The organism is Acidobacteriota bacterium (assembly GCA_019347945.1).
In the GTDB taxonomy this organism is placed as follows: Bacteria; Acidobacteriota; Thermoanaerobaculia; order Gp7-AA8; family JAHWKK01; genus JAHWKK01.
The window spans coordinates 69,260-90,282 of record JAHWKK010000015.1 but is presented as its reverse complement, the minus strand read 5'-3'; the positions used below and the strand labels follow the sequence as shown (position 1 = coordinate 90,282).

At 61.7% G+C, this 21,023-nt stretch carries 15 protein-coding genes; 6 read left to right on the top strand and 9 right to left on the bottom strand.

Going from position 1 to position 21,023, the window contains the following annotated elements; genetic code table 11:
* Nucleotides 1-586 precede the first annotated feature (586 nt).
* Genes KY459_11045 through KY459_11030 form a run of 4 tightly spaced genes read left to right on the top strand, consistent with a single transcriptional unit; the run spans nucleotide 587 to nucleotide 3,959 of the window.
* Nucleotides 587-922 carry an Hpt domain-containing protein gene (locus KY459_11045; GenBank protein MBW3565252.1) on the top strand — a complete coding sequence of 112 codons (336 nt, stop codon included), beginning with the start codon at nucleotides 587-589 and terminating at the stop codon, nucleotides 920-922.
* A gap of 2 nt (nucleotides 923-924) precedes the next feature.
* The gene (rsmI, locus tag KY459_11040; protein MBW3565251.1) at nucleotides 925-1,752 is read left to right on the top strand and encodes a 16S rRNA (cytidine(1402)-2'-O)-methyltransferase; all 828 of its coding nucleotides are present in this window, start codon (nucleotides 925-927) and stop codon (nucleotides 1,750-1,752) included.
* Between the two features lie 31 nt (nucleotides 1,753-1,783).
* On the top strand, nucleotides 1,784-3,052 hold the full coding sequence (glgC, locus tag KY459_11035) for a glucose-1-phosphate adenylyltransferase (protein ID MBW3565250.1): 1,269 nt from the start codon (nucleotides 1,784-1,786) through the stop codon (nucleotides 3,050-3,052).
* A gap of 31 nt (nucleotides 3,053-3,083) precedes the next feature.
* The gene (locus KY459_11030) at nucleotides 3,084-3,959 is read left to right on the top strand and encodes an amidohydrolase (GenBank protein MBW3565249.1); all 876 of its coding nucleotides are present in this window, start codon (nucleotides 3,084-3,086) and stop codon (nucleotides 3,957-3,959) included.
* Here the strand turns inward: KY459_11030 and KY459_11025 are convergent.
* Nucleotides 3,922-4,233, bottom strand: a complete 312-nt coding sequence (locus tag KY459_11025) for a hypothetical protein (protein MBW3565248.1) — start codon at nucleotides 4,231-4,233, stop codon at nucleotides 3,922-3,924. The genes KY459_11030 and KY459_11025 overlap by 38 nt on opposite strands.
* 105 nt (nucleotides 4,234-4,338) lie before the next feature.
* On the opposite strand from KY459_11025, the gene KY459_11020 reads away from it, so the two are divergent.
* Nucleotides 4,339-4,644 carry a hypothetical protein gene (locus KY459_11020; GenBank protein ID MBW3565247.1) on the top strand — a complete coding sequence of 102 codons (306 nt, stop codon included), beginning with the start codon at nucleotides 4,339-4,341 and terminating at the stop codon, nucleotides 4,642-4,644.
* 13 nt (nucleotides 4,645-4,657) lie between these two features.
* On the opposite strand, the gene KY459_11015 is transcribed toward KY459_11020, so the two are convergent.
* On the bottom strand, nucleotides 4,658-4,816 hold the full coding sequence (locus KY459_11015; protein MBW3565246.1) for a hypothetical protein: 159 nt from the start codon (nucleotides 4,814-4,816) through the stop codon (nucleotides 4,658-4,660).
* Between the two features lie 65 nt (nucleotides 4,817-4,881).
* On the bottom strand, nucleotides 4,882-5,727 hold the full coding sequence (locus KY459_11010; GenBank protein MBW3565245.1) for a 5'-nucleotidase, lipoprotein e(P4) family: 846 nt from the start codon (nucleotides 5,725-5,727) through the stop codon (nucleotides 4,882-4,884).
* 133 nt (nucleotides 5,728-5,860) lie between these two features.
* On the opposite strand from KY459_11010, the gene KY459_11005 reads away from it, so the two are divergent.
* On the top strand, nucleotides 5,861-8,770 hold the full coding sequence (locus KY459_11005; GenBank protein ID MBW3565244.1) for a class I tRNA ligase family protein: 2,910 nt from the start codon (nucleotides 5,861-5,863) through the stop codon (nucleotides 8,768-8,770).
* Nucleotides 8,771-8,825: 55 nt separating this feature from the next.
* Here the strand turns inward: KY459_11005 and KY459_11000 are convergent, their stop codons facing one another.
* From KY459_11000 to KY459_10975, 6 genes are all read right to left on the bottom strand, one after another.
* Nucleotides 8,826-9,620, bottom strand: a complete 795-nt coding sequence (locus KY459_11000; GenBank protein ID MBW3565243.1) for a hypothetical protein — start codon at nucleotides 9,618-9,620, stop codon at nucleotides 8,826-8,828.
* Between the two features lie 165 nt (nucleotides 9,621-9,785).
* The gene (locus tag KY459_10995) at nucleotides 9,786-11,132 is read right to left on the bottom strand and encodes a cytochrome c family protein (GenBank protein ID MBW3565242.1); all 1,347 of its coding nucleotides are present in this window, start codon (nucleotides 11,130-11,132) and stop codon (nucleotides 9,786-9,788) included.
* Nucleotides 11,129-14,836 carry a hypothetical protein gene (locus KY459_10990; GenBank protein MBW3565241.1) on the bottom strand — a complete coding sequence of 1,236 codons (3,708 nt, stop codon included), beginning with the start codon at nucleotides 14,834-14,836 and terminating at the stop codon, nucleotides 11,129-11,131. The genes KY459_10995 and KY459_10990 overlap by 4 nt, the downstream gene beginning before the upstream one ends.
* A gap of 17 nt (nucleotides 14,837-14,853) precedes the next feature.
* The gene (locus KY459_10985) at nucleotides 14,854-16,857 is read right to left on the bottom strand and encodes a hypothetical protein (protein ID MBW3565240.1); all 2,004 of its coding nucleotides are present in this window, start codon (nucleotides 16,855-16,857) and stop codon (nucleotides 14,854-14,856) included.
* Nucleotides 16,857-18,620 (bottom strand): heme-binding protein, encoded by a 1,764-nt coding sequence (locus KY459_10980; protein ID MBW3565239.1) that lies wholly within the window; start codon nucleotides 18,618-18,620, stop codon nucleotides 16,857-16,859. Before KY459_10980 ends, KY459_10985 begins: the two co-directional genes overlap by 1 nt.
* Nucleotides 18,620-21,016, bottom strand: coding sequence for an FHA domain-containing protein (locus tag KY459_10975; GenBank protein MBW3565238.1), 2,397 nt, complete (start codon nucleotides 21,014-21,016; stop codon nucleotides 18,620-18,622). The genes KY459_10980 and KY459_10975 overlap by 1 nt, the downstream gene beginning before the upstream one ends.
* Nucleotides 21,017-21,023 lie beyond the last annotated feature (7 nt).

Below are 21,023 nucleotides of genomic sequence, written 5' to 3'. Positions count from 1 at the left end.
TCCGATCCCACGGGGTTTTTCCCCGGTCACTTGCTCCTAATGAAACGACCACGAGATTGTTGGACTTCGACCCTTTGCAGCGCTTCGCTTGGGCTGATGTCCCAACCTGCAAGGTCCCTCGCTTGCCCGCCCGACCGCCCGCTCGGGATGACCGGGGCGGTAAAGCATTTGAGTCGAGTCCAGATTATGCCGTTTGGCCTGAATGCGACTGCCTGCGCCAAACCACGCGCCGGTATTGACGCTTTGACACACATCCTTCCCCACCCCGTCGTCCCGAGCGGGCGGCGAGCTTGCGAATTGGTTGGATTCCGCGTACCTGCGGGCGGGCAAGCGAGGGACCTCCAGAATGAGTACATTCAGGCCCAGCGAAGCGCCGACTTCAAGTTCATTTGCGATTCACCGTCCCAACGCGCCGGTCAATTGCTCAGGATGACGATGGAGTGCTGGCTGTTCGTCCCGACGCCTCGAAAGCCAGGCGCCTGAAAACAAGGCAGAAAACTGCAAAAAAGGAGCTCCTCGCCGGGGTCGCTCTTCGGCCGTATGAATCGCCCCCTCCGTGGCATCGTTCATGCTGCCGGATCGCAGCATGACGGCCGCAGATATCGAAGATGAGCTGCGCCAGCTTCGGAGCGAATATCGCCAGAGTCTCGGGGAAACGATTCTGACGATCGAGAAGCATGCGCGCGGTCTCTCCAATGCCGCCAGGGTCAAGACCTCCTTCCCGGTTCTTCTCTATCTGACCCATCAGATCAAGGGAACCGCAGGGACGCTGGGGTTTCCCGAGGTCTCGGAAATCGCGCGCGATCTCGCCAGGAATCTGGAGGACTTCCTCAGCCCGCAAACGCCGACGGTATCGCGTGAAGAGATTTCGGAGACGGCAATCGAAGCCGTCGAGAAGCTGAAGGCGGCGATTTCCGCCTGACGATGCCCGGAGGGAGCCTTCATCTCATAGGCACTCCGATCGGAAACCTCGGCGATCTGAGCGAACGCGCCGCCAGGGCGATCCGTGAATGCGATCTACTCCTCTGTGAAGACACCCGGGTCGTCAGCAAACTGCTCAGACACATCGGGGCGAGCCCGCCGACCGAATCCTTTCACGAGCACTCGGAGCGCGAAAAGGTCGCCCGAATTGCCGACAGGATCGAGAGCGGGGATTCCGTTGCACTCGTTTCAGACGCCGGCCTTCCGCTGATTTCCGATCCGGGGTTTCCGCTCGTCAGAGAAGTCATCTCGAGAGGATTGCGAGTCGAGGCGATCCCCGGTCCCTTCGCCGGGGTGCTCGCCCTGGTGCTGAGCGGCCTCCCCCCTTCTCCCTTCGCGTTTCTCGGTTTTCTGCCGCGGCGCTCGGCAGAAAGACGCGCTCTGTTCCGGCGAATCCAGGAGATGGAAATGACCGTGATCGTCTACGAATCGCCGCATCGAATCGTCCGCGCGCTGGAGGATCTGGCCGCCGAGTGGCCGCAGGCGGAGATCGCCGTCGCCCGCGAGCTGACCAAGCTTCACGAAGAGGTGGTGCGGGGAAGCGCGGCCGAAGTCGTGGATCAGCTTCGAGGCCGGGATCGAATTCGAGGAGAGATCACCCTCGTCATCGGCCCGCTCGTTCGGGAAATCGAGCCCGCCGACCCTGAGAGCATCCGGAATGAGTTTCTCCGTCTGCGAGATTCGGGGATGCGGAGGACCGACGCAGTCAAGGTTCTGGCAGTGCGATTCTCGCTCTCGAAGCGGGAACTCTATGACATGCTTTCGGACTGAGGCGCACACCCTGCATAGGTGGTAGACCCGAATGCCAGGAAGAGTCAATCCGAGAAACGTTCTGACGATGGTGCTCGCCGGAGGGATGGGGGAACGCCTGTTTCCGCTCACCCGTGATCGTGCGAAGCCGGCGGTTCCATTCGGGGGCCGCTACCGGATCATCGACTTCGTCCTGAGCAACTTCATCAACTCCGGGTTTTACAAGGTCAAGGTCCTCACGCAGTTCAAGTCGAATTCGCTGATCGAGCACATCACCCGAACCTGGCGCCTCACCACAGGCGTCGGCCACTACGTCGACATCGTCCCGGCCCAGATGAGGAAAGGTCCATTCTGGTTCAGGGGAACCGCCGATGCCGTCTATCAGAATCTCGAGCTCGTCTTCGACGAACAGCCCGAGCACGTGTGCGTTTTCGGAGGCGATCACATCTACAAGATGGACGTCGGACAGATGCTCGATTTTCACTGCGCGACCGAAGCCGATCTCACGATCGCGACGATCCCGGTACCGAAGGAGCAGGCCCATCATTTCGGCATCGTCGAAATAAACGCCGATGGCCGTGTCATCGGGTTCGAAGAGAAACCGAAAGAAAATCCCAAAACGATTCCCGGAAACCCCGATATGGTTCTGGTATCGATGGGAAATTACATCTTTCGCTCGCGCACCGTGATCGAGGCCCTCGAGAGAAACGTCCTCCGGGACGCGGCTCACGACTTCGGCAAGGAGATCGTCCCGAGCATGTATGAGAGCTCGGTCGTCATGGCGTACGACTTCGCGACGAATGTAGTCCGGGGCGAACCGGAAAAGAATCAGGGTTACTGGCGCGACGTCGGGACGATCGATTCGTACTTCCAGGCCTCGATGGATCTGCTCGAGGTCGATCCTCCCTTCAGTCTCTACAACGAGCGTTGGCCGATCGTCACGAATTCGGTCAATCTTCCGCCTGCGAAGTTCGTATGGTCGGACGTCGAGGGCAACCGAACCGGTTGGGCCATGGACTCGATGGTCGCCCATGGTGCGATCATCTCCGGAGGACGGATCCGCCGGTCGCTTCTCTTCCCGAGGGTTAAAATCAATTCGTTCGCCGAGATCGACAGCTCCATCTTCATGCACGGCGTCGAGATCGGAAGACACTCCCAGATCCGACGGACGATCATCGACAAAGGTGTCAAGGTTCCACCCTACACGACGATCGGTTACGACCTCGAGGAGGATCGCGAGAGATTCACCGTGACTGAGAGCGGAATCGTGGTCGTGTCGAAGGGAGCATCGCTCGAAAAAACGAAGAGGGCCAAAGATTGATCGATCAAAAATCAGGAGGACGCGTGGCGAGATGATCATTGACTGTCACACGCATCTCAACCGTTATGAAGAGGGCCAGCCGGCATCGCTCGAGGAACGTTACCGTCTGATGAAGGCGGAAATGGAACGCCACGGAGTCGACTACGCACTCGTGCTGACCAGCTACAAGGACGACGAAAACCGTCCGTCGCTCGACCAGATCCTCGACGTCGTCGGGACGGATCCGATGATCGGTATCGTCGCCGGGGTGAGTTACGTGAACTATCGTGCTCACGATCTCGCCAACCTGAGAAGCCTTCTCCGAACGAAGCGGATCAAAGGACTCAAGCTCTACCCGGGCTACGAGCCCTTCTATCCACACGATCCCCGGATGCGTGTCGTCTATGAGCTCGCGGGTGAATTCGGCGTTCCCGTGATGATCCACACCGGCGACACGTACGATCCCAAGGGAAAGGTCAAGTACGCCCATCCGCTCGAAGTCGATGAGGTTGCAGTCGACTTTCGAGACGTCACGTTCGTCATCTGTCACCTTGGCAACCCGTGGGTGACGGACACGATGGAAGTCATTTACAAGAACGAGAACGTCGTGGCCGATTTCTCCGGACTTACTCTCGGACATTTCGAGGAAAGATTCGAGCGATTCATGCTCGCGCAACTCAACGAGTTCGTCGCGTTCGCGGGAGATCCATCAAAGCTCCTGTTCGGAACCGACTGGCCGGTTGCGGACATGGGCGACTACGTCCGCTTCGTACGCCAACTCAACCTCAGCGAGACCGAGACCGATCTGATCCTCTGGAGAAACGCCGCTCGGATTTTCAAGATCGACGTCGAACAAAAGCAGGACATCAAAGGAGATATCCCTGAAAAAATCAGTCCCAGACGGTCTGCGAATCGTCCAGATCGATGACGAGCGCACGAGCGAAGCCGAACAGGCGCTTGGACTCATCGACGAGTACTTCCAGCGCGCGGAAAGACATGCCATATCGGAGCTTCGATCGGAGATTGCTGAAAAGCGCCTGCGCCTTCTGGAACCATTCGATTTTCATCAGCTCGCCCTTCTCGACGAAAAAGGCGCCGTCATTGCCACCGGCGCGGGCGTATACCTGGCGGGACTGAACGCGGGGCTCATTACCTATCTCGTCGTCAGCCGCGAAAATCGGAATCGTCGACTCGGAAAGCATCTTCGATCTGCTCTTGTCGAAAATTTCGAGATCAACGCTCGCCGCGCCGGCCGGGAAAAACTGAACTGGGTTCTCGGGGAGATCCGCATCGACAGCCCATGGCTGATGACGCTCGTCCGAAGCAGAGATGTCATTCCGTTCGACCTCGACTACTTCCACCCAGGTCTCGTTCCCGGAGAATCACAAACGAGATACATTCTCTATCGTGAGATCTTCGCCGATGAACGGCCCACGCTGTCCGCCGATGAAACGCGGCGTATCCTCTACGCGATTTATCGCCGCGGTTACCGTGTTCGATACCCGCTCGAGCATCCGAACTTTCAGGTAATGCTCGAGCAGCTGGAATCGCGAATGGAGATCGGGAGTAACCCCGAAGTTCTTCAGCGCGCAGGCATCGAGGTCTCGAGCTGAAGGCTGCGACCTGTTACTGTCGCGGCGCCTCGGTTACATCTTCCGCGGTCTCTCGTTCCCGGCGAGTCGCCTCGCGTTCGCGGTCGCTGACCGGATCCGTGTCACGAAACTCTTCATGCTCCTGCTTTTTCTTCTCGTGGTCGGTAATCGTCTTGTTCGTCGAATCGGACATCGTGCTCTCCTTTCGCCTGAAAGAATGAGCAACATGAATGCCGTGAGGGGCGCAGTCCGACATCCTCATTCTTCGAGAGCGTTCTTCCATGCCTCGATTCGATCGTCGCGGCTCGCCAGCTCCTCCCCATAGGTCACTGCGCTGAGCCATGAGCCGTAAGTCGGATTCGGAATCACGAGCCAGCTGGTTCCCCACCTCTCCCGGGTCCGTTCGATGATGGCGCGACGGCTCTCCACGTCGGTCCATGTTCTCGGGACGAAGTCTCCCAGATCGTCACCGATGAGCAGAACGACGCGATGGGTCGCGGCGACGTGCTCGCGTCGCGTCTCCTTGTCGGAGCCCCATCCTTCCCGCTCCCCCTTCGTCAGCACGACGTCGCCCGACCCGATCGGAAACCCGAGGCTCCGAAGGTTCCGTCTCGTCCCCGGTTCTTCGTCGGCGTCGCGATTGGTCACATAGAAAATGGTCACGCCGCGAGAGTTTGCCCAGGTCGCGAACTCGAGTGCTCCCGGCACAGCCTCGGCCGCGGCTTCGTCCACCCAGGACTTCCAGCTCGCCGGGTCATACTCGGCGCCCGCGAGAATCAGCCGCGCCTGATAGGCGGAGTTGTCGAGCACCGTCTCGTCGACGTCGACGATCACTGCCGGCGGCAGATCCCCCGTGCTCCTCCCCGAGAGGGCCGTCCAGCCCGGTCTCGACAGCGCCTCCTCGACGAGACTCCGGGCAGCGCGGAACGTCTGGAGAGCGACGGCTTCGTACTCGGCGGCGGTCTGGACGTAGAGCGTGGCGTGCAGATTTTCGTGAGTCTCGACGCCGGAGACGGGCACAGCGAGCGGTTGCGCATGATGGGCGCAGCCGGCGGCGACGAGGAACAGAAGGATGGGGGCGGCGGCTCGAGCTCGGAGTTTCATCCCATGATTCTATTCGGCTCGGTTCCCGCCGCCTATCCCGCCTTCCGGAGGCAGGCACGCAATCGGCGTCCGCCTGCTCGTCGAATAGAATTCGGGGCGCGCCCTTTTCGGTTCGCACGCTTTCGGAGAACCAATGCAATCCAGCACAGATCTCGAACGCCTCACCCGCGCCCGGACGATCCGCAACCAGACGATCCGCGAATTTCACGATCGGCTCGCGGCGGACGGCATCCACCGGCTCTACCTGATCTGGGAAAATGGAGAGTTTTCCCTCTCCCACCCGCAGATCCTGGAGCCCGTTCGTGCGTTTTTCGAGCTTTCTCACGATTTTCAGGATCACGAGGGCGTCTTCATAGGACGCGAGGACGGGATCGAGTCCCTCTTTTTCGCGTTCGTTCACGACACCCGCCGAGGTCTCGCCCAGGGAGGCCTTCGATTCCGATCGTACGAGACGATGGCCGATGTTCTCACCGACGGGCTTCGTCTTTCGCAGGGAATGACGCGAAAGAACGCGCTGGCAGGGCTTCACTGGGGTGGTGGAAAGGGCATCGCGACGCTCCCGCCCGGGTACGAACGTCCCGATCTGTACGATGATCGCGCCGCCCGCGATCTGCTTTTCGGTGCATACGGACGATTCGTGGCGAGTCTCGGAGGTGTCTACTACACGGCCGAGGACATCGGGACCAATACGCCCGACATGGATGCGATCCTTCGCGAGAATCGCTTCACCACATGCGTCTCCCCGAGTCGCGGCGGCAGTGGCAATCCTTCCCCCCACACGGCCCTCGGTGTGTTCATCGCGATGAAGGCGGCCTGGAAGTTTCTCCACGGCACCGACGATCTCCGGCGTGTTCGAGTCTCGGTTCAGGGCGCAGGCAACGTCGGCCGGCCGCTGATCGATCTTCTGGACGAAGCGGGCGCCGAGATCTGGACATGCGATCCGAACCCGGCGGCGATCGAGTCTCTGCAAACCGATCGCCCACGGGTCCACATCGTCGATTCCTCAGAGATCTTCGACCTCGACGTCGATGTGTTCGCTCCGTGCGCGATCGGCGCTCAGGTCAACGTGGAGACGATTCCACGTCTTCGAGCGGATCTGATCTGCGGTGCCGCGAACAATCAGCTTCGTGAGCCGGCAGACGCCGAACGACTGCTCGAACGCGGAATCACCTACGTTCCCGACTATCTCTGCAACAGAATGGGGATCACCAACTGCGCCGACGAGTGGGCCGGACACCTCGATCAGGATGTCGCGCTCGCCGCCCACCGGGTATTTCCCGATACGATCCGAGTGCTTCGTCACGCGCGGAATCTTCGCATCACGACCGCGGAGGCAGCCGACCAGCTCGCCGACATCGCGGCAGCCGATCTGCACCCGGTTCTCGGGCATCGTGGCCGGCGCCTCATCGATCAGATCATTTCGTCGAAGTGGCATCGCGACACCGACGCGACCGTGATCGAGCCGGTCATCCCGATCTACGATCCTCACGCCGAGGATGGGGCGATGCACAGGGCCGAGAGAGCGGGGGGAGCATTCAGAGGGGAGGACCCTCTGATCGCGGCACAGCCCGTCAGCACCGCCTGGCGTCCGCATCTCGGAACCTTCGTTTCGGCGCTGCTCATGGATGTCGATGCGCGCGCCTGCTCCATGGCGGGCTCCCAACCAGCAAGAGCGATCGGGGTCAATCACGGAGGGCTCTCGCTGCAGCTCGCAGTCGAGCAGAATCTTCCGGGCTCGCGCCACGAGATCGACCCTCAGGATCTCATCGACGAATGCGAGGATCGGCACGAGATTCATTCAGCCGTGATCCGGGATCAGCTCGCGGCCAGCGGGATCGGCTTCGATCCGCGGGACTGGCTCGACCCGATGACGGCTCGAGGTCGTCAGGCCGTGGCCGATCTCTATACGGCTCTCCGGGAGTCCGACAAGATCAGCGAAGATTCCCGCCCTTCCGCTCGCTGCCCTTCGTGCGAAACGGTCCTGGTCGCATCCGACACGATTCCGTCGGGAGATGACGAGCAGGAATCGGCCCGCTGCCGGAGGTGCCGCTCGATCGTCGAGATCGATACGTCTCCCCAGCTTTTCGTCGACTTCAGCGATGAAGCTTCGAGTCTTGCGGATCGGATCGAAGCGGGCGAGATCACATATGGCGATCGGTGGAATGAGGTTGTAACAAGCTTTCTGCGCGACATCGAGCCGTGGTGCATCACCCGCCAGTACCTCTGGGGGAACGAGGTGCCGCGCCGTGCAGGGGACGTTTTCTCCTCGTGGTTCTCGATGATCGCGATGACGCTCGAACAGGCAGGCTGGCCGGAGCCCCCGGGCGTGATCGATCGAGTCTACGTCGATCCCGAGTTCCTGACCCGCTGGATCGTTCCGGCACAGCTCGCGAGTCTCGCAACCTCGGATCGCCCTCTCGTCCGGGAAGTCCGAGTGCACGGCAAGCTCCACATCGTCTCGAAAAAACTGGTCGAAAAGGACGACGCGTCGACTTCGCAGCCCGACGAAGAGCGCTTTCTCTTTCGACGGACCACCCGTCCGATGAAACGATCGCTCGGTAATGTCGTGGAGCCGCAGTCGCTGGTCGAGCGCTTTGGCGCAGACTCGCTCCGGCTCGGCCTCCTCCTCTCGCTCGGCGCGGGCGGCTCCGAGTCCTTCACCTACGACGAAAGCCGGGCGCGCACATCACGTGCGGTGATCAGAAAACTGATCTCGTCCTTTACGTGGCTCACCCGCCGGAACGAGTCCGCTGGGGACACGGCCGATGTCGTCAGGGAGGTCGGCGTTCATGCCTGCGAATCGAGTGGATCGCTCGCAGCGGGCGATTTCCGAAGATCAGCCGAGCTCCTGGTCCAGGCAGTCGACGCGATCAACCGTTACGAAAAGGATCTCCGCGTGAAAATCGCCGCGGGAGAGAAGCCCGGGGACGTCACAGCCACAACGAAGCGGCTCGCGAAGCTGCTCTACGATGGTTTTCACCCGATCGCACCCTTCGTGACCGCTGCCATCGTCCGACGCTCTCGCGCGCAGAATGAACGGTAATGATGGGCCACTCTGTACTGGACGGCAGGTCCCACGCCTGCCCGCCCGTGCAGCGTCACTGCGGCGTGACGATCGTCACGTGCTGCGTCTCGTTGTTCGTGACGCTCACAAACGCCGAGATCCTGTCAGTCTCGCGCTTGGCGGTGATCTCGATGCCGATCGAACCGCTCGAACCCGGCAGACGCGAGGCCAGATCAGACAACTCGACTGCATTCGGAGCGGAACTGCCGAACGGCTGACTGCAGTCGTCACGCATCAACCTTCGTTCGTCGGTGAGCAGGGTGAGGCTCGATTCCATGTCGAAGTAACGAATCGTCACGTCGACGCAGTGCTCATGGGGAAGTGAATCGTAGATCCGCAGATGCTGCCGGAACCGTCCGTCGAGCGGAATGTCGAGAAATACGACCGATCTTTTCAGGTCCCGTTCCCGGACGACCGGAATCTCCGTGCCCGCGGTGAGAGCGTTTCGGGAGATGTCGCGAACTCGCAGCGCGAACGCGATATCTTCCCCGACATCCCGTCGAAGCCTCAGTAGTTTTCCTGGTAGTCCCCGTCCAGATCCAATGATCGGAGGGTTGATTGCGCTGTGGGGCGGTACCACGATGATCGGGCACGGAATAGATACGCACTCACTGAGTGGCGCGATCTCGGAAGTCGTGATCTCATAGGACAGTCCGTTGTAAACGGTAAACTCGGTGACCCAGAGAGAGCCGTGCGCCCCGAACTTTGACCCGCCAAAAAACACCGGCAGAAGCACCACTTCGTATTCTTCGTGCGTCGACTGGGCGTAGCCGAGAATCGGCACGACCGCGATCAATACCGCGGCGATTCCGATGACGAGGGTTCTCATGGCGATCTCCTTTCGTCTTACTAGAATACGGATGTGCCGAGAATACACCGGGCAGATTTGGAAAGCAATCGGGCGAGAAAAGGGGTAGTGGTTCAGTTTGGTGAGCTCAGCGGGCCGCACATGAGCGTGGCCCGCTGAGCCCAACCTCAGTCGCGGCAGCCGGGCTCAGCCCTGCAGCAGAGCCCGGATCTCGCGCGTCAGCTCGAGGTAGCGGCCGCGGTCGATCTCGTCGGGATACTTCGACGAGTCGACCAGCGCGTAAAGCTGGTCGATCCTCCGCGTCAGCTGCGAGCTCGCCTCGGAAGGTCGCGCCTCGACCCGCTCCGCCTGAAGCGACGTCAGACCATAGACCACCTGCTCCGCCAGCCTCCGGTCCGCCGTGGCGACCAGAGCCTCCTCCGAGACGAGCCGAAGCATCACTCGCCGCAGCCTCGGATCGGTCCATTCGAGATTCCGGATGGGGTTCGACTCCGGCGCAAGCGCGTAATCGATCGCCCGGGCCTCGCTCGAGATCGCCTCGGAATCGCTCATCCGGACGACCCGGGCCGAGAGCCTCTCGACATCAGCCGTAATCGCTCGTGTCCGCTCCGGAGACACCTCCGCCATCACTGCCTGGAGCGGCAACCAGTGCTCCGGATTCCACTGAGGCAGCCCGGGCCGCCGCGAATAACCCCTCTGCTGTCTCCAGTCACCGTCCCGCAACTGGTGATGACACGAGTCGCACGCGAGATGGGAAAACTCCGGCCAGAGGATTCCCCGCGCGGCGTAATCGAGGTTCTGGAGACTTCGGCGAAACGCGACCAGCTGGCCTTCTGCCCAGGCATCGGCACCGTGCCGCTCGGGGTGCACCCCCCTGCGCCAATGCGTGGGGAGACGCCCGCTGTTGGTGAAGTTGTCGACCTCGAAGGTCAGAAGCGGATGGCCGGCCGCGATCAGCGTGTGATCGACGACGTTCGAGCCGCTACCCATGTGACAGCCCAGACACGTGGTGGAGCGGGCGGATGGATCCCGCGTATCGAGCATCCCGGCCGCGAGCGAATCCTCATGCGTCCATCCTTCACGAAAGTGATCCGCCCTCCATCCGCTGGCCGGCCCGTGGCACGACTCGCACGAGACACCGTCGGAGAGCTCGACCCCCGCGGTCGACTTTTCGGGCGCGTAGAGCGTGTGGCATCGGAGGCAGAGGGGGGAGCGATCCGCGGAGACCGGAAGATTCATGTTGCGCGCGATGCGGCGGGACTTCGCGTTGAGCAGAACGTTCCACGCGTTGACGTGCGTGACGCCGTCCGCATGGACCCACGTGTCGTACTCGTTCATCAGAATATTGCTGTTCTCGACCGGGTAGGGACTTCCGTGGCAGGTGCTGCCAGCGCAGGAAGTGGGCCCGAGATAGAAACCGGGCTCGTCCGGTTGCGGAAGTGCCGGGCGGTTCGCGACGGGAGCGGGCTGCTGGGCATTGCCGAGCGCGAAAAAGGCCGCGGCAAGCCCCAGAATCGTGAACGCGACTTTCACTCTCCACCTCCTTCACTGCTGCGGGCCGGGGGGCTATCGGAAACGGTATAGAGCCGGCCGTCACGCATGAAGAGCCGTCGCATCTCGTCGAGATTCATCGGCCGCGCCCCGATCCGGTTGAAAACGATCACCTGATTGCCGCTCTCGTCCGCACCCCGGTCGCGGTCGAGCGGTTTCGACAAAGCCAGCGCGGGTCCGTGCGTGTGACGACGGGCGATGACGCGCGGCGAAGGCCGCGGTGAAAATCCAGCGTACTCCGGCACCGTGTCGGGCGAGATCAGCTGCAGGACGAACAGGCCGTTCTCCCCATCGGCGACATACGCATATAGGCTCGCGTTCGTCGAGGCGACCTTGATGTCATGCGTGTCCTTCAGGACACCGCCGGTCCACTTCTGATCGATGAACGGTCGATCCGGCCGTTCCACATCGACGATCACCATACCTTCGCTGCCCGCGGCCACGTAGGCGTACGTTCTCGCGACGTAGACGCGATGCGCATCGGCGATCGGGACCCGGGCGACCAGGCGAGGCGCGGTCCACGAGGTCACATCGACTACCGCCAGCCCTTCTTCATCGGTGATGAATGCGTAACGGAACTGAACCTGGACGAAGCTCCCCTCGTGAATGTCGGGCAAGGTCGACACGATCCGGGGAGCGAGCGGATCGGCGGCGTCGATGACGACGAGGCCAGCGTCAGCGAGAACGAGAATGTGGTTTCCGGCGATCGTGACCGCTTCCGCTCCATGAAGCCGGTCGTCCGGATTGAACGTCAGGGCACGCTCGAGGAAGTTGTTCTCCGGATCGCCGTCGGAGAGCGTGTTCACATTGACGAATATGAGTCCCTCTTCGCGATCCGCGATCACGGCGTACTGATAAATCGGGTGAATCGGCTGCTCCTGGTTGATCGGGAGCTGCTTCCTCCCCGGTGCCAGAGGCATGTTGGTAGGCAAGGCGATCGCTGTTGCATGCCGGGTCACCACCTGGGTTCGCTGGCCGATTGGCGATACCGGAGCGGAGATGATTCGTTCCGAGAAGCCCTTGTTGTCGATGTTGGCGACATCGTAGACGATCATCCCCTCTCCCCCCTGCGCGGTGTAGAGATACTCGCCGCGCAGATGGAGATCGTGCAGCTCGTGACCGTGATGGTGGAGCGCGAGCTGGAGCTCTCGATCCCTCGCCACATGTTGCTCGTGAAAGTCGGGATAGACGATCCGATGCAATGTGCTGCCGATGACGGCCTGAGGCTCGTCCCACTCGGTCACCGCAACGGCTTCGACTCCGTGGTCTCCCTCTCCCACCCAGACATAGCGGCCCATGAAATTGACGAAGTTCGTCCCTTGCAGAAGGAGCTGGGACATCCAGGCGTTGTTGTCGTTGTTCTGTGACACATGACAATCGGTGCACTGTTTGGTCTCGGTCGACCGCACGGTGTGAGGAACATGCGTGTTCATTGCCTGGCCACTGAAGCCCGGCGCGGAGATCGTGGCCTGCTGTGTGTAGATTCGCTCACGATTGAGGTTCGTCGAGCTCAGGATCAGCGCCGACGACGAGCGAACCGGAGAGACGCGATGTTCGCGCGCGTTCCCTTCGATGCCGAGCATGTAGGCATCCCACCGGACAACCTGCGGATTGTACGAAGCGTAGTTGCGAGTCGTCTCGCCTTCGTAGCGAAGCATCTTCGACTTTTCGTTCGCTTCCTGAGGCAGATGGCAACCGAAGCAGTTCGTCACCCAGGCCGAATGACAGGAGTAACACGTCATCTCCTCGTCGCGGTGAGCCAGCTCGGGATGATCGGCCGGCACGTCTCCCCACGTCGCCCCGTCCTTGAGGATCGTCTTTGCGTAGGCGGACTTCTCGTTGTAACGGGAATGCGAGGGATCGATCGTATCCTGCACCTGCGGAACTTCCCATTCGAGCCCGGACGTGACCATCGATCTCTGGATCAGCCGTCCCTCTCTCCAGGCGAAGCGCCGCTTTCCATCGCCCGTCGTGGCAAGCGAGAGATCCGTGCCGCCGGGCGGAGCGGCCGGCCCCGAGGTCAGAAGATTCGTGTAGCTCTCGACGGTTCCATGGCAGTCGCGGCAATCGATCTCTACGGTCGCGGCAAACTCGCCGTGCAGACTCCCCGTCCCGTGCGAATCGACGTCGAAGTGACAGTCGACACAGTGCATCCCCTTCTCGAGATGGATGTCCTGGAGATGGACGGCCTTGCGGAACTTCTCCGGATCGTCGAACGGAACGACGTTCCCCTCCGCATCGAGCAGCCTTCCCTTGCGGTCGCGTTTGTAGACGGCCTGAAACAGCCATCCGTGACCGTGGTAATCGGCCATCTGAGTGTGATCGAGCTTCGGATTGAGCTCCGACGATTTCTCGAGAAATTCGACATCCGTCCAGAGCCCGAGCACCGCCGCACCTTCCGGGTTGTGGTCGAGGCTGGTCCGCCTCTCCTCAATCGTCGGATACCGCTGCTCCTCCGGGAAGAAGTGCTCGGCGTCCGCCTCGTAATCCCACATCGTGTACCCGAGGTATGTGTTGACGAAAGAGTTCGGCTGATGCATGTGACACGACATGCACTGCGAGGTGGGAATCGCCCGGGTGAGCCGATGGCGAATCGGATGTCCCTTCTCGTCCTTCGGAATCATCGGATCGTCCGTCTGGCTGAGACCTGTGTGACCCGCGGATGCGTACGGGCCGGAGTTGTAAGGGTCACGATCGTTCGCGTAAACGACATGACAACCGGAGCAGCCGCTCGAGCGATAGTCGCCCGGATGATCGTTCGTACCGAGAAAAGAAAGATGCGGATCGTTGAGCCGCGTCTTGTGGAGATTGATCAGAGCCGGACTGATGCGCAGGCCTGTACCCCGCCCGCGGTTGCTGGAGCGGATGTCCGGGCGTCCGGCCTCTTCGAAGGGGTTCGGATTCCCGATCTCGGGCGGGAGGTTCGAGTTCAAGAGTCCTCCACGCTCGAAAGCGCGGAAGTACTCGCCCGGTTGCGTGGTCTCCCATCGCGGCAGCGGAAGGAGCAGAGGAACGGTGCCGTAAGGGATGTTCTCTTCGCCCGTTCGGAGCAAGGCCGCCCGGCCGTCGGGAAGGTAGTGCTCGCCCAGCAGCGCGTATTTCTGGCCGATGACTCCGTTGGCGTAGGCCGCCGCTGCCCAGAAGACGGCACTCGTCGCCATGGTGCTCCGTGGCACCCGCGCCGTCTCACTCGGGTGGCATGATCCGCAGGCCTGCTCGGCGACGCGGAGATCGCCCGGGTTGATGAACCGGATGAACTCGGGAGACTCCTCGTTGAGTTGCGTGTAGGTCCTCTCGGGATTTCGAGCAGTACGCCTCCCATCCTCCGACCAGTACTCCGGATGGAGCGGTTGAACGTGCGCCTGCTGCTTCGCTTCGAGCCACGAATCGGACTCCGGTTGCAGACCGGACGCACGAACGGATGCGTCCCCGCCGTGACAGTCGGTGCATCCGAGCACGACCGCCTCGGATTCGTGCATCGGCTCGATTCCCTCGTGGCAATCGACGCAGCCGTCGCTCTTCGCATCGGCCGCGCTTTGGGATTGCCGGATCAGCGTGTCGTCGAAGGTCTGCGTTGCTTCGGTCGGCCCTGAACGAATCACTCCCCCAGCAATCACGAGCGCCAGCGCCGCTCCGGAGAGCACCGGCCAGACGCGAAGTCGGATCCGGGAATCGGGCTGCTTCATGGGCCGATCTTCCCTCATCAGAAAGCCAGTGTCACATTCGTGAAGAGTTGCCACAAGGGATCGCCGTCCTCGTAAATCCTTTCGAACCCTTTGCCCGGTACGAAGACTGCTCCTCCCACGAAAACGATCATCTGATTGTTGAGAAATGGTCGGTACCGGACGCCGGAACTGATGTCGAGCCCGATCTCCCGATCGATGTCAGAGGTGAAAAGCACCCCTTCGAGAACCTCGGTTTGATCGAACCAGAGCGCGTTGATCGTCGAGATCATTTTCGCCTTCTGCGTGACCTCGACGTCGAGGCCGGCGCTCACGAGCCGGATGCCGGGGTTGACGAAATTCGGCTGTCCCTCGTCCTTGCTGCTGCTGAGATCCGGAAGAAGGCTTCCGCGATGCACCAGCCCCACCCCGGTCCCGGCGAGACGGATGCCGAGCCGGTTCCAGAAGCTGAACCCTCCACCGGCAAAATTGGGATTGTCGAAAATCGCATCGAATCCGGTTGCGTCACGGTCAGGGATCGAGTCGTCTCCCGATGCATAGAAAATCGCAATCTTCGGACGGTACCAATCGCGGTCGAACGAAAGCTCGAGCGCCGCCATCAGCGCCGAGATGTCGACCTCGGCACTTTGGGGTTCGGCCCCGTCCGTTCCAAGCGGGCCCTCCAGCTCGCCCTGTCCTGCAATCGGGTTGTGGCTGTCCTCTCCGAAGACGTAGTAAAGCGCGTTATCGACGTTGAGCCGTCCGAACTTTCCCGCCCCCGCAAGGCCCAGATACACGGCCTCGATCTCGTGCGGCGTGAAGTCACCGATCGGGTCGGGCCGCACCAGAATGTCGTTCGTGTCGTAGAAGATCGTCGGCTCGTCACGCAGATAGTGAATGCTCGCCGAACCCGTGTAGCCGAACGTGAAGAGATCCTGGCGATAGATATTCGCCACGGCGACCTGTTGATGTCTCCGCTCGGTGATGACGTTCAGGCTGCTGTTCGTGTCCTTTTCCAGCCGATCGAAAACCGCGAGGTTGTACTGATAGCGATTGTTGTCCCAGTTTCCGAACAGCCGGGCGCCCAGATTGAAGTCGTTGAAGATGAATCCTCTGAAATCGCTGTTGAACTGCTGAATACCGACTCGCAGCGAAACGAAGTCGTACCGGTCGGAAAGGTCGGCGAGCTTTCTCTCGTAGAAGAGCTCCTGAACACCGAGCTGTCCGTCCTCCCGGTCGCTTCCCCGTCGAACGTCGGGATTGACCACGCCGGTCTCACGGACATCGAGGGCGTTGAAGTTTGCGATCAGAGTGACTCGAGCCCGCCACTCCGCCGGACGAAAGACAGTCTGCCCACGAAAGAGGTCCGCCGTGAAGACGACATTCTGGTTGAGGAATGCCTGATCGCCTTCACCGAAGAACTCGACCGAGCCTGGATTCTCGGCGCTGACACCGGAAGGTGTCGGCACGGTCCGCCCTTCGAAAAGACTGTCGCTGATCCCCGTCAGTGAGAGAAAAATCTCGTCTCCGATGATCGGAAAATCTCCCTTCAGCAGGTGCTTGTTGTATGGATCCCAGCGACCCCTCGGATTCACGATCAGCTCGTAATCGTCGGGCGGCGTGATCCTCCACCGATCGGTAAAAGGCTCGACCTCGAGCTCCGGAATCGCTCTCTCCCCCCTCACCGGCTCCTCACGGGGATAAAGAATCGGACGTCTCGGAAGCCGCCCTTCTCCCTCGACGCGGATCAGGATTTCGGACCGATCCACTCTGTCTCCCGCGATCACCTCGACTCGGGCCGCGGTCGTCCCCGGGGGAAGCGGCTCGACCCACAGCAACTCCCATCTGCCGAGAGAATCCGATCTCGATTCGACCGTCGTTTGCCCGATCGATACTCGAACCCGGGACCCGGCCGGAAGAGAGGTCACTCCCCTGAGCACGACGGGAACCGAATCGACGACGACCGTACGATCCTGTCGCGGTTGTCCCGTGGCGCTTCCGACGAGCGCCCCGACGCAGATCAATCCAGAGAGCAGGATGCGCATCAGTCCTCGGGCTCTTCGAATGTAGTCACCGGAACTTCGGTCGCCACCAGCGGTTTCCGCGGCCATTTGAGGAATGGCAGACGAACGTCACGCACGAAGATCTGATCCGCACGAATCGACTCTTCCGGGAGAAAATCGCCGGCTCCGAAGAATGAGACGTAATCGTCCTGTTCGACACCGTCGCCGCTCACCCCCAGCCCGCCGACCAGAACACCATCCCGATAGAGCGGCGAAGCTCCCGCAAAAAAGACGACGCCGTTCTGATTCGGGTTCGCGGGCTGGAGACCCTGGGAACAGGGGTTCATCAGATCCCGCACGAAAAGGTCGAAGAATGGTCCCGGCTCGGTGAAATCGATTCCTGCCGGGTAGAGCGGTTGCGCCCCGAAACCGATCGTCCGGTTCGTCACCGCCGTCCCGGGGGGAACTCCGGGAAGATCGTCGGGGGAGCTCGATTCGCTGCTGAAGTAGACGACGTTTCTCGCCTTCGCGACGGCGACGTCGACCGAGAACACCGTCGCGTCCGGCATCCGATAGAGCGCGAGAATGTTGCCTTCGAGATCCGACACGGCAATGACCATTCGCGCATAACTTCCGAGCGGAAGACGGATCAGGCCCTGTGTCTTTCGTGCGGTGTCGAACGAGCGACGAATGATCGCATCGACTTCGTCGAGCGACAGCTCGGCGCTGGCCGACGGGCCGACGAGATAACGGTTGGCGGCACAGCCGCCATCGACCGGGCCCACCACGAATGCGACCGAAGGAGCCGGATCGGCGGTGGTACCGGCGGGTCGCGATCCGTTCTCGACGAACGGGAGCCGGAATCCGTCGATGAACACGCGGCCGGGTGGAGGCAGCGGGAAGCTCGGCGCCGGAAAGATGTTTCCTCCCGCGAATGCGACGGCGGCAAAGGCCGCAAACTCGGCGTGATCACCATCGATGCCGGCGACACCGATTCCGCCGAGCAGGTGGCCCGGCCCGTCGACTTCAATCGACGCGTTCCCCGCGTCCAGATCTCCCTCGATCCGGATGTTCGCAACCCGGTAAATCGGCACTCCTCCCGGATTCACCGGCAAACCATTCGGGGTGCGCGGCCCTTTGAGGTCGAGACCTTCGGGGTGGGCGCCTCCCTCGTGAAGGTCGAATGGCTGCGGTTTTCCTGTGACGGGGCCGGTGCCACACCCGCTCTGGTCGAACGGATTGCATGGCCCACCCGAAACCGATGTCGCCCGTGGAATGCATTTTCCCGGATTGAACTCGACGTTGAAGTCGCAGCCCCGATTCGTATTCTCGATTCCATAAAGCGCGGCATTCGGCGCTCTCTTGACGCCGGGAGGAAAGTGAACGCCGCTGATGAAGCGGACGGTCCGGGACGACAGCGGAGCCATGTCGTGACTGAAGAAAGCGGCGGTGCGAGCGAGTCCGACGGCGACGTCGTCGTTTTCAGGGCTCGATCCAGGCTTCCGGACGATCGCCAGAACCCTCCCTGCCCGATCGACCACGGCAACAGTCATCCGGTCGTCTGCAATCGCTCCCGCGGCTCCGGTTGCAAGACGAGCGACCTCGTCGGCCGAAATCGGCGCGAACTCCTCGTCCCGGCTCTCGCGACAGATCGCCTGGGTGATCTCTCCACTGCAGTCGGGCGCGGTCGCGGCTGGAACGAGACTCACCGGCGGTCGGCGAACGCCCCGGGCTCGCTCACGTTCCGCTGCATCCGAGACCGGAGTGATCGAGAAAAGGAACAGTGCGATGGCAAGTCTTTTCATCATGCGTCGAATCGAAATCTCGCCACGTCCTCCGAAAGAATGACCTCGTCTCCCGACTTCAACACCGACTCGCTGATTCGATTGTTGACGTCGTTCAGGAAGGTTCCGTTGGTCGACCCCTGATCCACCACGGTCGGCTTTCCGTCCCTGATTCCCACCCACACATGGCGACGCGAGATTCTCGGATCATCGATCACCATCTGAGCCATCTCCTTGTCGCGTCCGATGTAGAAACCGCTGTCGTCGATGGGAAGGCGCATCCCCTCGAGAGGCCCTGAAGTCCAGGCGATGGACCCCTGCCATTTGACCGCGACGGTGGCTCCCTCCGGAGCCTCGGGAATCGTCGACGGCCGCCGCGTCATCATCATCGTCTTCGGCGCGCTTCCCTTCGGTGTCGCGCCCGGTCCACCAGCCGGTGCCGGAGGTGGCTGTCCGGCGGGGGCCGGGGATGCCTGTGCGCTCGAAGGCGTCGACGCCGGGGTCGTGCTCGCGAAGCCCGAACGCCGGCTACCCGAAGCGGCCTGCTTGTCGAGTTTTCGCTTCTCCCGTCGCAGAGCAAACCAACCAACGAGCATGATTCCTGCGATGAAGGCGAAAATGATCCCGATCGCGAGTAACACGATCTCCATCATCCCGAGATCCATTGTCATTCCGCTCCTCTCTGAGCTTGTATCCTCGCCCGTTTCTCCACTCTGAGCGACGGGAACCGCCGCCGGCGGGAGGCCGAGCGATGCTGCTTTGACGGTCCATCCCGCACCATGTTGACGGGTCAGATCGTGATAATAGTGGCAAGTCGAGCACGCCGCCAGACCCGTCGGACGGGCGACGACCTCTCCCTCATGACAGCTCGTGCACTGAGCGGTCGCCGGCATAGAGTAAGTCGCCGAGCTCGACGAGCTGGAGATTCCGACATGGCAGGTCTCGCACGTCAGGTCCATTGAGCCGGACAGGTGTACGGCGTGATCGAACGGGCGCATCTCGGGCAGAAGGGTCGCGACCGTGGCGGGCTTCTCCACCTCGCCGCCCTCGAGCTCGTGGCACTCCTCGCATCGGGCCCGGATCGCCCGCTGTGCCACGCGGACCGCTCTCGATGCCGCGGCTGGTGATTCGCCGGTCGAGCGCGAGACGATCCGCCCCACATCGGAGGGATCGGCTCGGAGCAGCGGCGCCGTTCCGCCGTAGGCGTTCGCGACAATTCCGGCCACGGCTTCGAGCGGCAAGCCGTGCGGCAGCGCCTCGAAGCGGTTGTCGAAGGTGAGGACGTGGCACCGTGAGCAGTGCGCGTCGAAGGAGATCGAGTCGAATGATCCACGATTCAGATCGAGCTCGTGGCAGGAAGCGCACGAGATGTCCTCGACCAGCGTCTGCCGCGAGCCGGGCTGCGGCGGCCTCGTCCGGCAATCTCCGCTGAGATGACATTCGTGATCGAATTTCAGCGGGTTCGGATCGGCGGTCATCAATGCAGGGTCACCCGCGGGGATCCGGACGTCATTTTCCCTGTCGACGAGAAACTGGAACTCGGGATGGTTCGCTCCGAAAGCACTGACCGACCGGGCTACGGTGAAGTCCTCACCATGCTCGCTGAGGTCGTCGTGGCAATCCACACAAAACCGATCGGACACTGCGGTGAGGCTCTCGAGCGCGCGGTGCTCGGTATGGCAGGCGGCACAGTCGCCCGCATCGGCGGTTCCCATCTGATGAAACGCCTGCTGATGGCAACCTTCGCAGAGTGCGTTGGAGGGGCCCTCGAACGCAACGTGGCAGGCGTGGCAATCGTCAGCCTCGATGACGCGGCGACCATCGGCGGTCACGGCCGAGGCATGCGCTGCCGAAAGGCCGCCGGGCATGAACGGCTCTTCCTTCCGGCCCGTGAGCAGTTGCGCGACGATCAGAGCAGTGACCAGAAAGGCGAGCCAGCCGAGACCGCGGCGCGAAAACAGTCTTCGCCGGATCGAGTACTTTCTGTCGTAGTCGAGCGCGCGGCTGACGATGACCGAGCCACGAGAGAGCGTCTCCGCCGGATCCTGCTCGTCCAAACCCCGCATCAGGCCGGCGCCACGGGCGCTTCGCACGGTTCGTTCAATCCGAAGGAAGAGTGGCTTCCCTCCGGAAGCTTCCTGCACGGTCAGACGAAGATCGCCAATCTCGATCCGATCGCCTTTCCGGAGCGTATGGCGATCGACGGTGCGCTCGTTTACGTAGGTTCCGGTGATGCTCCCCTGATCGTCCACGACATATTCGTCACCCGCCGCCTCGATGATCGCGTGCGTGAGCGCGACGGCGACATTGTCGGATCTGATCTGAGCGTCGGTCCCGCGACCGATTCGGAGCTCGCTCCCTTCGATGCGCTGCAGCGAGACCGCGGTTCCGTCGAGCCACTGAAGGATGAATGTCATCGCGCGA